The organism is Porphyromonas asaccharolytica DSM 20707 (assembly GCF_000212375.1).
Classification (GTDB): Bacteria; Bacteroidota; Bacteroidia; order Bacteroidales; family Porphyromonadaceae; genus Porphyromonas; species Porphyromonas asaccharolytica.
Map to the genome: position 1 here is coordinate 595178 of NC_015501.1, position 13752 is coordinate 608929.

The following is a 13752-nucleotide window of genomic DNA, read 5'->3' on the forward strand; positions in this document are numbered from 1 at the left end:
CTTTGATGCCTTCACACACTGCCATCGCCAGAGAGCCTTCTCTAGCTAGTCGCCTAGCGCGCTTTGTCTCTCGCTACTTCCTGCTGATCGTCGTAGCGGTAGCCCTTGTCGTCGCCCTCGTCGTCGCCCTTACGGGAGCTTATCCTCACCGTACTCCTGAGACGCTACTGGCGCGAGACATACTGACTTACCGACCTCTACTGCTGACGGTCGCTGTGATCCTCTCCATGGGGGCGGTACTACTCCCATGGCTTGTGGCAAAAGGGGCGACCCGTGCTACTGGAGCAAAGCTCGACTACCGGCATCACTTCCTCCCGCTCCTCTGCTTTGGCTTAGGCTATGCCAATCTACTGCTCGGGGTGGTCGATAGTTACCTCGGACTGCAGACGCTCTTCCTCATCGGGATGATTGTAGACAACCGCTGGGAGGAGCGAGCGAGCCTCTGTCGTCCACTCCGCCAGCGCTTTCTCTTCCCCTTGGCTCTCACGGCCGCACTTTATATCCTCTATACAGTGGTCGTCGCCGTTGGCTGGTCCACAAATGAAGAGATAGCGCTCAACTATTGGCGCCGCGAGGTCTGGCTACTCGTGATCCCGCTCTACTTCCTCATTTATAGTGGCCCGTCGGAGCGTCTCACGCAGAGCTTTTGGCTAGCCGCCCTGCGCATCGCATGGGTCTACTTGGTCGTCTTCCTCATCTTCTATTACGGCGTCCTGATCAGCTGTGGCACTAGTCCGCTCATCACGCTCACACTCAACAAGAGCTATCTCGTGGAGGCGGGCTTCGTTGCCGATAGCTCCCACATGCTGATGCCTTTTACCTTCACGCACTACACCTATCTAGGCGTCTACCTCTTGATCCCCGTCGTGATGAATATCTGTAGTCGTGAGCGCTCACAGCGCCTTCATGCCCACGCTGTGCTACTTGTCTCCCTCCTCTACGCCTGTGCTCTGCAGTCGCGCTACCTCCTACTCATGGCTATCGCTGTCGAAGGCTATGCGCTTATCTATCGAATCACAGCGCGGATACAAGGAGCCAAGCATACGGGTCGTCTAGCAGCTTACGTTATGCTCTCGGGAGCTCTCCTCCTGACGCTCATCTACACCACTTCGCCCTACCTCATGCACGGCTATCTCGATGGCACGGTGCGCAACGAAGCTCTACAGGTTAGCTATCAAGCAGCCCAAGAGGTGCCGATACTAATCGGAGGCGGGCTAGACTATGCCTACACGCTATTGCAGACGCTACCCATCGGGACGCCCGAGGAGCCACACCTCTTCCACTTTCACAATCAATATATGCAGACGCTCGTGCAGAGTGGTGTCATAGGACTCCTGCTCTGGCTCTCACTCCTCGGCTCGATGCTCTGGATAGTACTCAGGCAGCACCGTAGTGTCCTCATCGTTGTGGTCTCGCTATGGATCATCCTCTGCAATGTAGACCTCGTCAGCTACCTCCCCGAGTACCTCATCGGGATGCTCTTCCTCCTCGGCCTAGCTCTCTCCACAAGCGTCTCTCCAGATAAGAGCGTAGAGAGAGTCGCTATATGTGAGTAAAATATGTATCTTTGTGGGTGAGGTCAGGTGGTGACACATCAAGCCTTGTAGGTAAAACAACAGATACACTAGATATGGCAACAAAGAAAAAGATTCAGTTTAGCCTCATATATAGAGATATGTGGCAATCCTCTGGCAAGTTCCAGCCACGTGCTGAGCAACTAGCAGCGATCGCACCGCTCATCATCGAGATGGGATGCTTCGCACGTGTCGAGACCAACGGAGGTGCCTTCGAGCAGGTTAAGCTACTCGCGGGCGAAAACCCTAATGACGCTGTACGCGCCTTCACCAAGCCGCTCAACGAGGCGGGCATCAAGACGCACATGCTAGACCGTGGTCTCAACGGACTGCGCATGTACCCCGTACCGGCCGACGTCCGCAAGTTGATGTATCGTGTCAAGCATGCGCAGGGGGTAGACATCACACGTATCTTCGATGGACTCAACGATCCACGCAACATCATCCCCTCCATACACTATGCCAAGGAAGCGGGCATGACCGCTCAGGCGACACTCTGTATCACCTACTCTCCGATACATACGATCGAGTACTACTCTACGCTAGCCGACAAGCTCATCGAGGCTGGCGCTGATGAGATCTGTCTCAAGGATATGGCCGGCATCGGTCGTCCTCACTTCCTCGGGCAGCTCGTCAAGTCGATCAAGTCTAAGCACCCCGATACGATCATTCAGTATCACGGACACTCAGGCCCAGGCTTTTCCGTAGCCTCTATGCTAGAGGTGTGCGAAAACGGCGCTGACATCATAGACGTTGCCATGGAGCCTATCTCTTGGGGTAAGATCCACCCAGACGTGATCACGATCCGTGAGATGCTCTACGATGCGGGCTTTGATGTACCTGAGATCAATATGGACGCTTACATGCGCGCTCGTACTATGACTCAGAGCTTTATCGATGACTTCCTTGGGTACTTCATGGGCTCGACCAATAAGGAGACCTCTTCGCTACTCGTCGGCTGCGGTCTGCCAGGCGGTATGATGGGCTCGATGATGGCCGACCTCAAGGGCGTTCACTCAGGTATCAATATGTATCTGCGCAATCACGACCAGCCTGAGCTATCGATCGATGACCTACTGGTCAAGCTCTTTAACGAGGTCGCTTACGTATGGCCACGTGTCGGTTACCCCCCACTAGTAACCCCCTTCAGCCAGTATGTCAAGAACATCGCTCTGATGAACGTCTACAACATGACGCAGGGCAAGGGTCGCTGGCTCGCCATAGACCAGAACATGTGGAACATGATCCTCGGCAAGGCTGGTCGTATCCCTGGCAAGATAGATCCAGAGCTTGTAGCACTCGCCAAGGAGAAGGGACTAGAGTTCTCCGATGCCGACCCACAGCAGTTCTACCCCGATGCGCTGGATGAGTTCCGCAAGGAGATGAAGGAGAATGGCTGGGAGTTTGGTCCCGACGACGAGGAGCTCTTCGAGCTGGCTATGCACCCCGAGCAGTATAGACGCTACAAGAGTGGCGACCTGCGTCGTGAGTTTGAGGCTTCTCTCGCTAAGGCTAAGGCTGATGCTCTAGCTAAGAAGGGCTTCGACGAGAGCGACATCAAGAAGGCTATGCGTGCAGGTACGCAGATGATCCCTGCCCCAACGACGGGTACCGTCCTTTGGGAGGTCGATCCTACAGAGGGTTCGATGGCTCCAGCCACAGGCACGGAGTATGTAACGGGTCAACCCTTCTGCTACATCGAGACTCCATTTGGTCAGATAGAGCGTGTCAATACGAACTTCACGGGCAAGCTCATCGAGGTCTGTGTAGGTCAGGGTCAGACCGTCCGCAAGGGCGATGAGCTAGCCTACATCAAGCCAGCCGAAAAGGAGGAGCACTACCCCGACTATCAGCCCCCGATCAAGCGTATCGAAGAGGAGGCTACGACACGTCCGCGTGAGCGTCGTCCCCTAGGGCGCTAAGCCTCGTAACGAGTCAAATGCGATATGTCGTCTTGCGGACGCACACTTTTGTGTGTCCGTAAGGCGACATATTACGTATAGCCCGTTGAGGATCTATTAGGTCCCGATGAGACTGTTGCATAAAGGCGAATCGCTGTGTTGCTTTCGGGATTCGGCTTCGGTCACATACGGAGGTATGCTCCCTTCAGACCTCACCCTCAGCGCCTTGCGCTTCATCCTTTCTGCAAAGTCTAGACAATCTTGCAAGCAAGATTGTGAGACTGTTGACTTTTGCAACAGTCTCCGATACGATTTTTCCTTAGAAGGGGTAAATCCCCACGTGGAAATTCTCAAATCTCCACGTGGAGAATAAAAAATATCCACGTGGATATGAAATAAAACTTCGGAGGAATCAAATGAAACTTCGGAGGAATCGTTTCGTCCCTACGTGGAGAATAAAAAATATCCACGTGGAAAATCGAAATTCTCCACGTGGATATTCTGTTTTATAGTCTCAGTTGATTAGAATACGTCAGTCTAAATTTCTTCCAGCTCCTCAAAAAATAGAATTTAGCTCAACCTGGACGATGGGGGGAGGGAGATCTTCGCTGTGTGGGAAAATGAGTATCTTAGCAGTCTCTTATGTATACTTGATCGAAATCATCGTATGCCTTCTTCTGAAAATTCCTCTCCTACGATTGACGTCCTAAAGCGTTTGGTCGCTCAGCAAAAGTCTTCTCGCCATCAGCATCACGAGCCGATGGCTGACGAACTGTCTAGCTGCCCGACGACTCCTATATATAATAAGGTGCTTCATGACTCGACTACCCATCAGCACTTACCTAATCAGGTAGCTGCCGACAAACTGGCTGCCAATAAGACGGAGCCTCCTGTCTCTAAGACGGTTACTACCACCAAGGCGGCCACCACAACAACTAGCACTCCTCAAGCAACGACCGCTAGTAGCGCTCCCAAGACGACGATCAATCGTCAACAATCAACGGCTAACAACGCTCCTCAAGCGACGAAGGAGATCGCAACAACGAAGAGCGTCTCAACTAAGGTCGAGGAGCCGGAGGAAAATATCTGGTGGATGAGTGCGTGGCGGTGGCTGCGTCGGCTCCTAGACTTTCGCGATGATAAGGCAGGCGATGTGGCGACCATCGAGTCGCTCAAGGGGGATGTGGAGTTTCGCGGCACCAAGCTATGGATCCTGATTTGCGCTATCCTGGTCGCATCGATAGGTCTGAATGTCAATTCGACGGCGGTGATCATCGGTGCGATGCTTATCTCCCCGCTGATGGGCCCAATCATCGGCTTCGGACTGGGCTTTGGCATTGCCGACCTAGATCTCGTACGTAAGTCGCTGCGCAACCTCGCCCTGACGACGCTCTTCAGTATCCTGACCGCTACGATCTACTTCCTCTTGACCCCGCTTGATCAGCCTGGTAGTGAGCTACTGGGACGTACAGAGCCGTCACTGTATGATGTCTTGATCGCATTCTTTGGCGGTGCGGCGGGTCTGATCGCTGGTAGCAGCAAGAGCAAGGGACAGGTACTCCCCGGCGTGGCTATCGCTACGGCACTTATGCCTCCCCTCTGTACGGCAGGCTTTGGGCTGGCTACGGGCAATTGGCCTTTCTTCTTTGGTGCCATCTACCTATACCTCATTAACTCGGTCTTTATCGCTTTCGCCACTTTTGTGATGGTGCGCATCATGCGCTTCCCGATGAAGTCGGTCGCCTCGGGCGATATGCGCAAGCGTAGCTATCGCTGGATCACGGTGATCGCTGTCTGCACGCTGATCCCGAGTATCTACTTAAGTATCCGTCTGGTGCGTGACTCCTATCAGGAGCAGCGTGCCAAGCAGTTTATCGCAGACCACTTTGCACCGCCTGCTCATCAGGTGATCCGCCAGTCTTTCATCCGAGCTGATGGAGACAAGAGACCCTACATAGACGTCGTCTTGATCGGCAAGCCGCTCTCGTCTCAGACGATCGACAGCATCGCGGCCTTACTGCCTAGCTATGGACTGTCCAACTTCGACTTACAAGTGCACCAAGGGATCGACAACGAGGCTCCTACGGACTACGAGCAGCTGGGCGGTGTCCTGCTGCGTGACCTCTACGAGCGGTCCGAGCGTACTGCCTCTGAGCAGCGTGCCGAGATCGACTCGCTACGTCGTACGCTCCTGCGCTACGACTACTACAAGTCTCTGACGCACGATGTGAGCGATGAGGCGAAGGCGGTCTTTACAGACATTAGCAAGGTACGGCTCATGCCCTCCATGGAGTTTATCCAAGGGCAAGACTCCGTCCTCCATATCCTCGTGACGACACCATCCAGCCGCCTCGCCCCTGCCGAGCGTAAGAAGCTGGAGCAGTGGCTGCAGAAGCGTACCAAAGCGGATGCGCTCGAGCTGATCCTAACGAACTAACTAAGCAGAATAGAATACTAACTTTAAATAGATAAGCGTCTTATGAATAAACTACAGACCTTGCTCCTGACCCTCTGTGCACTCCTCGTGTGCAGTGCTACAGCACGTGCCGACAAGGGCATGTGGGTACTCAGTGAGCTCAACGAGCAAAACGAAGCTCGCATGCGTGAGCTGGGCTTTAACCTACCTCTAGACCAGCTCTACAATCTAGACAAACCCTCGATAGCACGTGGCGTGGTTATCTTCGGTGGTGGCTGCACCGGTATCACGGTCTCCGATCAGGGACTACTCTTCACCAACCACCACTGCGGTTACGATGCCATCCAGAGCCAGAGTACCGTAGAGCATGACTACCTACGTGACGGCTTCGCCTCACAGTCTTTCCGTGAGGAGCTACCGATCCCAGGACTCTCTGTCAAGTACCTGCGTGCGCAGATCGACGTGACGGCTCGCATCGAGCAGGCTGTCGCTGGTATCACCGACGAGGCTAAGCGTCAGGAGACGATCGACAAGGTCTCTGAGGAGATCGTCAAGGAGTACACGAAGTCTCCCTTTGACGCTGTCGAGGTAACCCCCTTCTATGCTGGTAATAAGTACTATGTCGTCATCTACGACGAGTTTAAGGATGTACGTCTCGTGATGACCCCACCGAGCAGCGTCGGTAAGTTTGGCGGTGATACGGACAACTGGATGTGGCCTCGCCATACGGGCGACTTTAGCGTCTTCCGTGTTTACGCTGATGCCAACAACAAGCCCGCTGAGTACTCAGCTAGCAACAAGCCTTACCGTCCTGTATACTATACGAAGGTCTCTCTAAAGGGTTACCAGGAGCAGGACTACGCGATGACCATTGGTTTCCCAGGCTCTACCGATCGTTACCTCACCTCTTATGGTGTCATCGATCGTATCGAGAATGAGAACGCACCCCGCATCGAGGCGCGTGGCATCAAGCAGGAGATCTGGAAGCGCGCTATGGAGGCTGACCAAGCGACCCGCATCAAGTACGCTAGCAAGTATGCTCAGAGCTCTAACTACTGGAAGAACTCTATCGGTATGAATCGTGGTCTCGAGAAGCTCCATGTCGTAGACCGCAAGCGCGCCGAGGAGGAGGCATTCACTCAGTGGGTAGCTCGTACAGGCAAGCCTTACGGCAATATCCTACCCGACCTAAAGCGTGCCTACGAGGAGATCGCTCCCTACAACCGTCAGCTCAACTATATGATCGAGACGATGCTGAGCGGTAGCGAGATCGTATGGCTCGGTTATCAGGCTATGGTAGCTGCGGGCTCTGGCGACAAGAAGGAGCTGAAAGACCTCTACAAGGATTACCTCCCCAACCTAGATCGTGAGGTGCTCCCCGCTATGCTCTCATTGCTTCGTACGAAGCTTCCTGCAGATAACCTCCCCTTCATCTATCAAGTCATTGACGAGCGCTTCGGCGGAGACTACAAGGCTTATGCTGAGGAGCTTTTTGCCAATAGTGTCGTACCTTATGAGGATAAGATGATGGCCGTACTGGCTATGGATCCGAACAAGGTCAAGGAGACCCTTGCCAACGATCCTGTACAGGAGCTCGTCCAGAGCGTATTGACGTACTACTCATCTTTGCTGGATAAGTACCTAGAGTACAACCACGCTATCGAGAAGGGCAAGCGTGAGCTCTTTGCCGCTATGAGCGAGTTCCAGCCTAACGCACTTCGTCCATCAGACGCTAACTTCACGATGCGTATGAGTTACGGCCGTATCCTTGGCTACGAGCCAGGTGATGGAGCGTGGTACTACCACTTCACGACGGAGCGTGGTGTCTTCCAGAAGCAGAACCCCAACAGCAGCGAGTTCGCTGTACAGCCTGAGATCCTCGAGCTACTAAGCAATCCTGCTAACTTCGCACCTTACGGTGTGGGCGATCACCTTTTCACCTGCTTCCTCTCGGACAACGATATCACGGGTGGTAACTCAGGTAGCCCTGTCTTCGACAAGAATGGTAACCTGATCGGTCTAGCCTTCGACGGTAACTGGGAGGCTATGAGTGGCGACATCGAGTTTGAGCCTGATCTACAGCGCACTATCTCGGTAGATATCCGCTACGTCCTCTTCATGATCGACAAGTGGGCTAAGTGCCCCCGTCTGATCCAGGAGCTGACCTTCGCATAAGCGTTGCGTCAAAACGAGACGAGTAACCCTTTGTAGGGGCGGACCTGCGTGTCCGCCCGTCCTCGTCTGAGCGCTGTACGCCTTGAGGGCGGACACGCAGGTCCGCACCTACAGCGGGTTACACATTTTTGACCACACGCCTATATGCGCATAGACATTATCACCGTACTGCCTGAGATGATCGAGCCGTTTGTCTCGACCTCTATTGTGGGGCGAGCACAGCGTGAGGGCTTTGCCGAGGTACATATACATCAACTCCGCGACTATGCGACCAATCGCTGGGGACGTATCGACGACTACCCCTATGGGGGCGCAGCTGGTATGCTTATGTCCATCGAGCCGATCGACCGCGTCATCACCGAGCTACGTAGCCAGCGCCCTTATGACGAGGTTATCTTCACGGCACCCGATGCGCCAGTGCTAACGCAAGCGGTCGCCAATGAGCTGAGTCTCATGGAGAACATCATCATCCTCTGCGGTCACTACAAGGGGATCGATCATCGTATCCGTGAGCATCTCATCACACGAGAGATCTCCATTGGGGACTACGTCCTGACAGGTGGCGAGCTGGCGGCAGCGATCATTGCTGATGCGACCATTCGGCTCATACCAGGCGTCTTAGGCGATGCGGATAGTGCGCTGAGCGACTCCTTTCAGGATGGCCTGCTCACGCCGCCTATGTACACCCGCCCCGCTGAGTACAAAGGGTGGTGCGTGCCGGAGGTCCTCCTCAGCGGCCATGAAGCGCGCATAGCGCAGTGGGAGCATGAGCAGGCGGTCGCACGTACGCAAGCACTCCGCCCCGACCTCCTAGGAGAGGAGGGCTAGTTTTTTAGCTAGATGCCGTTTGCCTAGTCCAAAAATAAGTTGTACCTTTGCACAACGAAATACGGGATGTAGCTCAGTCCGGTTAGAGTGCGCGTCTGGGGGGCGTGAGGTCGCTGGTTCGAATCCAGTCATCCCGACCAAGGTCGTCAAGACCTACTGCGAGAGCAGCTCATATTACATGGGCTGCTCTTGTTGCATTTAGGCGGTAAGGAGCTACTCCTATGTCGAGTCTTTTGCCGTAGACGCATGTCTCAAGACGTTTTTGCTGCAGTAAGAGTCCCAGAGACGACACGTTTTTTCAGACGACCTCTTGCTACTTGACTTGCGGAATTGAGGACTTGGAGTAGGAGTATCATTTGTGCCAAATAATCAGTACCTTTGTAGCGGTTTACGCTATGAGTAAATCACTACACGATGACTATCACACCGACTACCTCTTCTGCTTCTGACTCAAAGCAGACGATCTTGGATCGCCGTTATCTGCGCATGGCTCGTATATGGGCTGAGAACTCTTACTGTCGACGCCGACAAGTAGGAGCCTTGATCGTACACAATCAGATGATTATCTCAGACGGATACAACGGTACGCCCTCGGGATTTGAAAATGTCTGCGAAGATGACGAAGGGATCACCAAGCCTTACGTCCTCCACGCTGAGGCCAATGCGATTACCAAGGTGGCGGCATCGGGCAATAACTGCACGGGTGCGACCATTTACATTACCGCTTCTCCCTGCCTAGAGTGTGCTAAGCTGATCATCCAGAGTCGCATACGACGTGTCGTGTATGGTGAGCAGTACCGACTCACCGATGGTGTCGAACTACTCGAGCGTGCTGGCATTGAGGTAGTCTACATACCGCTGGACGAAATTTCAACTACTGCCGACTCCTCGACCCATTAGTATATGTACCTATCTAGATATTGAGAAGAACAAATGGTAGATATGCGTCGTCAGTATAAATATTTAATCTGTTTCCTAGTGGGGGCGCTCATTGGTGCAGGTGCTTTTTGGCTATTCTCGCGCTATCGGGGGATCACGCACGCAGATAAGTTTGACCAGGTACTGCAGCTAGTCGATAAGTATTATGTAGACTCTGTCGATATCGAGCAGCTACGTACGGACATACTCCCTTATATGCTTGGGTCGCTTGATCCGCACTCTACTTATATACCACCGTTAGAGTCGGAGATGGAGGAGCAGAGACTGGAGGGACAGTTTGAGGGAATAGGGATCATCTACAACATCATCACCGACACGATCGTCGTCGACCAAGTGTTCGCTGGAGGTCCCTCTGAGACCGCCGGTCTAGAGCCTGGTGATCGTATCTTAACCTGCGATGGCAAGAGCCTCCTCGGTGAGCGCAACAACCAAGACACCATCACCTCAGCACTCAGAGGTCCGAAGGGATCGGTCGCACATCTATCGATACTACGTCGCCATACACGACGAAATGTGAGTGTCGTGCGTGGTCCTGTGCCGATTAGAAGCATAGATGTGAGCTATATGCTTACGCCGACCATCGGACTGATGCAGATCACCACCTGGGCGCGTACTACTTATGACGAGTTCATTCAGCACTGGGGTGAGTTGCAGCGATCTGGAGCCAAAGCTCTAATCCTCGATCTGAGAGACAATACGGGAGGCTACATGGATGCAGCTGTTGCTGTTGCCAATGAGTTCCTTAGCAAGGATCAATTGATCGTCTATACGGAGGGTCGCACGATGCCTCGTGAAGATGTGGTCGCCAATGGCGAGGGCATGCTGCAGAAGTTGCCTCTAGTAGTGCTGGTCAATGAGAACAGTGCCTCGTCCTCTGAGATCTTTTCGGGGGCTATGCAAGACCACGACCGGGCGATGATCGTAGGACGACAGACCTATGGCAAGGGTTTGGTTCAGCAGCCCTTTACCTTCCCAGATCACTCTAGCGTACGTCTCACGGTGGCTCGCTACTATACGCCATCGGGTCGCAACATACAGCGCCCCTATGAGCAGGGGAGTCTCTCCTCGATCGAGGAGAGTCTTATGAGCGTCTCTGGCATCAAGCCCGTGGGCGACTATGCCGATACGCTCTCACTGACTAAGCAAAAGCAGCGGGAGTATCATAGCGATAAGGGGCGTCTCCTCTTCAGCGGTTATGGCATCATGCCCGATATCTTCGTACCGCAAGACACAGCGATGATCAATGCTTATGCAGCACGTCTGATCATGTCTGGGGCGATGCAGGAGTTTGCCTTTTACTTTGTCGACTTAAATAGAGAGAACCTCCGTGAGATTAGCTCAGTCCGGGAGTTGCTAGCTTTGCTTGCTCAGGAGAAGTCTCTAATCAACGATCTAGCCGCATACGCTGCTGACCAAGGCATAGCCCAGCGGCCACTGATGCTACGCCAAGCCACGCAGCGCTTGCAGCTACAGATGCATGCCTTGATAGCTAATCATCTCTTCGGTGCTACGGGCTTCTATCAGGTGATAACCCAAGGCGATCCGATGATCAGCAGCGCAGAGCAATATCTACAGGAAAATTATCACACACGATGATGAGTTGTGACAAAGTGAGAGAGGAGAAAAAAGCATTACGCCGTGCCATCCGTGCTAAGATGCGGAGTGAATGGACCGAGGAGTACCGACAGGCGGTCTCGGAGCGTGTCTGTCGGCAGATAGAGACGTTTCTACCCTTCGTGCGTAGTCATTGCGTAGCACTATACTGCGCCCTGCCCGACGAGGTAGACCTGACTGCTATCTTAGAGCGCTACCAGAGCGACAAGAGACTCCTCATCCCCCGCGTGGAGGGTGACGATATCAACTTCTACACCTATCAGCCCGAGTCGCTCATTACCAGCGAGGACTACAAGATCCTTGAGCCGACAGCAGCTACTGAGGAGGCGATAGATCCAGCAGAGATAGAGCTTATCTTGGTGCCGGGGGTCGCATTCGACCTGCATGGTGGACGTATGGGTCGTGGCAAGGGTTACTACGATCGCTTCTTCGCACGCTGTCCCCATGCCCTTCGAGCAGCGGTCACCTCCTCGCTACAGATCGTCGAGCAGATCCCGCTAGAGCCGTGGGACGAGGCGATGCACTATATCATATCAGATGGTCAGACCTACGAGGTACGCGACTAACGAAGTCACACGACTCGACAGACTCTGAACAAAAAAGCTCCCCCCATCACAGTACATCGACTGCGATGGGGGGAGCGCTTATTTATTGGTGTAGGCTATCGCTTCGTGGCGATAGCCTTTTCTAGCTTATTATTATAGGAGTGCGTCTAGACCACACTTAAGGTCTGCGATGATGTCCTCGACATTCTCTAGACCGATAGAGAGACGTACCATACCCTCACCAATGTCAGAAGCAGCACGCTCCTCAGGTGTGTAGGGCGAGTGAGTCATGCTAGCTGGGTGCTCGATAAGCGTCTCAGCATCACCAAGGCTCACGCAGAGTGTAGCTAGGTGGAGGCTATTCATCAGCTTGCGACCAGCCTCTAGACCACCCTTGAGCTCGAAGGCGATCATAGCACCTGGTAGGCGCATCTGCTTCTGAGCTAGCTCATACTGTGGGAAGCTCTTGAGACCTGGGTAAGCGATCGAGGCGATAGCGGGGTGCTGCTCGAGGAACTCAGCGACACGCTGTGCATTAGCGCAGTGACGCTCCATACGTATCTCCAGAGTCTTGATACCACGAGCGATCAGGTATGCTTCGAACGGGCCTAGGACTGATCCCGTCATATCCTTTACAGCAAAGAGACGCACCTGGTCGATATATTCCTTGCGACCGACGACAAATCCGGCGATCACATCACCGTGACCATTCAGATACTTCGTAGCTGAGTGTACTACGACATCAGCACCGAGGTCTAGAGGACGCGTGATAAAAGGCGTGCAGTAAGTATTGTCCACCATCAGCACAGTACCCTCCTGGCTGTGAGCTATCTTGGCAGCGCCTTCGATATCTGTCAGGTACATGTTAGGGTTGGCCGGGGTCTCGATGTAGACCAGCTTCGTATTGGGGCGCATAGCAGCCTTGATCTCATCAAGATTGCGCGCATCGACGAAGGTCACCTCCACACCAAAGCGTGAGAGTCCATGCTCGAGGAATGAGTAGGTGCAGCCGTAGAGCGTCTTACCTGCGACGATGTGGTCACCAGCCTGCACCAAGGGGTAGATAGCCGAGGTGATCGCACCAATGCCTGAAGAAGCGCTGACGCAAGCCTCACCACCCTCTAGAGAGGCAACCTTCTGCTCAGCAGCTGTGCAGGTAGGATTCCCCAGACGAGTGTAGATGTACCCGTCCTCCTCAAGGGCAAAGCGTCTGCCACCCTGCTCCGCAGAGTCAAAAACAAAAGTAGAGGTCTGATAAATAGGTGTAGCCAGCGTACCGTGCTGATTGCGCTCGCTACCAGCATGGATGGCACGCGTAGCGAAGCCCATCTGCTGTAGTTTTTTTGGATCAATCATTATGCTTTATCTAAAGATTCGATTATTCGGTACGAAGGTACGAAAAATAGCGATCACGACTAGATATAAGGGCTAGAAGGAGAAAGAAAGATAGCATAACGATCAGTGGGTTGCCCGTCACACCAGCCCCTCTGTTCATCCGACTTCACTCCGAGCACCTCCGATCACGTCAACTAACAATTCCTCCGAGGCTATTTCAGAATAGCTCGCTGGAAAATAAAAAATCTCCAGCGAGCTATGGGAAAATACTTCGGAAGAATCAAATGATACTTCGGAAGAATCAAATGATAAGTCCGAAGAATTATTTCGTACCTCCCTGGAAAATAGCAAATTTCCACCGAAGAATTTCCCGATTTCTTCCGTGAGGTTATTGATTTATTCGGTAGCGACTGTTCATCTTAGCG

General features: G+C 53.4%; 9 protein-coding genes and 1 tRNA gene. 9 read left to right on the top strand and 1 reads right to left on the bottom strand.

Annotated features, from left to right (window positions below; translation table 11 throughout):
• The first annotated feature begins 5 nt into the window (after window positions 1-5).
• The 9 genes from PORAS_RS02405 to PORAS_RS02445 all read left to right on the top strand — a co-directional run bounded on the left by PORAS_RS02405 (window position 6) and on the right by PORAS_RS02445 (window position 12013).
• Window positions 6-1556 carry an O-antigen ligase family protein gene (locus PORAS_RS02405; RefSeq protein ID WP_013760051.1) on the top strand — a complete coding sequence of 517 codons (1551 nt, stop codon included), beginning with the start codon at window positions 6-8 and terminating at the stop codon, window positions 1554-1556.
• 74 nt (window positions 1557-1630) lie between these two features.
• Complete coding sequence (locus tag PORAS_RS02410; RefSeq protein WP_013760052.1) at window positions 1631-3496, top strand: oxaloacetate decarboxylase; 1866 nt, start codon at window positions 1631-1633, stop codon at window positions 3494-3496.
• Window positions 3497-4142: 646 nt separating this feature from the next.
• Complete coding sequence (locus tag PORAS_RS02415; RefSeq protein WP_013760053.1) at window positions 4143-5912, top strand: TIGR00341 family protein; 1770 nt, start codon at window positions 4143-4145, stop codon at window positions 5910-5912.
• A 42-nt stretch (window positions 5913-5954) separates the two neighbouring features.
• Window positions 5955-8066, top strand: coding sequence for a S46 family peptidase (locus tag PORAS_RS02420; protein WP_013760054.1), 2112 nt, complete (start codon window positions 5955-5957; stop codon window positions 8064-8066).
• Window positions 8067-8210: 144 nt separating this feature from the next.
• Window positions 8211-8894 carry a tRNA (guanosine(37)-N1)-methyltransferase TrmD gene (trmD, locus tag PORAS_RS02425; protein WP_004330647.1) on the top strand — a complete coding sequence of 228 codons (684 nt, stop codon included), beginning with the start codon at window positions 8211-8213 and terminating at the stop codon, window positions 8892-8894.
• A gap of 62 nt (window positions 8895-8956) precedes the next feature.
• Window positions 8957-9034: transfer RNA gene (locus tag PORAS_RS02430), tRNA-Pro, on the top strand.
• 274 nt (window positions 9035-9308) lie between these two features.
• Entirely contained in the window at window positions 9309-9794 is a 486-nt protein-coding gene (locus PORAS_RS02435) for a deoxycytidylate deaminase (protein WP_004330671.1), read from the top strand.
• 42 nt (window positions 9795-9836) lie between these two features.
• Window positions 9837-11429, top strand: coding sequence for a S41 family peptidase (locus tag PORAS_RS02440; RefSeq protein WP_245528044.1), 1593 nt, complete (start codon window positions 9837-9839; stop codon window positions 11427-11429).
• Window positions 11426-12013, top strand: coding sequence for a 5-formyltetrahydrofolate cyclo-ligase (locus PORAS_RS02445; RefSeq protein ID WP_013760056.1), 588 nt, complete (start codon window positions 11426-11428; stop codon window positions 12011-12013). Before PORAS_RS02440 ends, PORAS_RS02445 begins: the two co-directional genes overlap by 4 nt.
• Before the next feature lie 132 nt (window positions 12014-12145).
• Here PORAS_RS02445 and megL read toward each other — a convergent pair whose 3' ends face one another.
• Complete coding sequence (gene megL, locus PORAS_RS02450) at window positions 12146-13348, bottom strand: methionine gamma-lyase (RefSeq protein ID WP_004330655.1); 1203 nt, start codon at window positions 13346-13348, stop codon at window positions 12146-12148.
• Window positions 13349-13752: the final 404 nt, after the last annotated feature.

Coding starts and splice junctions, on each gene's coding strand:
- PORAS_RS02405 (WP_013760051.1), top strand. CDS start 6: ATGCCTTCACACACTGCCATCGCCAGAGAGCCTTCTCTAGCTAGTCGC.
- PORAS_RS02410 (WP_013760052.1), top strand. CDS start 1,631: ATGGCAACAAAGAAAAAGATTCAGTTTAGCCTCATATATAGAGATATG.
- PORAS_RS02415 (WP_013760053.1), top strand. CDS start 4,143: ATGCCTTCTTCTGAAAATTCCTCTCCTACGATTGACGTCCTAAAGCGT.
- PORAS_RS02420 (WP_013760054.1), top strand. CDS start 5,955: ATGAATAAACTACAGACCTTGCTCCTGACCCTCTGTGCACTCCTCGTG.
- trmD (WP_004330647.1), top strand. CDS start 8,211: ATGCGCATAGACATTATCACCGTACTGCCTGAGATGATCGAGCCGTTT.
- PORAS_RS02435 (WP_004330671.1), top strand. CDS start 9,309: ATGACTATCACACCGACTACCTCTTCTGCTTCTGACTCAAAGCAGACG.
- PORAS_RS02440 (WP_245528044.1), top strand. CDS start 9,837: ATGCGTCGTCAGTATAAATATTTAATCTGTTTCCTAGTGGGGGCGCTC.
- PORAS_RS02445 (WP_013760056.1), top strand. CDS start 11,426: ATGATGAGTTGTGACAAAGTGAGAGAGGAGAAAAAAGCATTACGCCGT.
- megL (WP_004330655.1), bottom strand. CDS start 13,348: ATGATTGATCCAAAAAAACTACAGCAGATGGGCTTCGCTACGCGTGCC.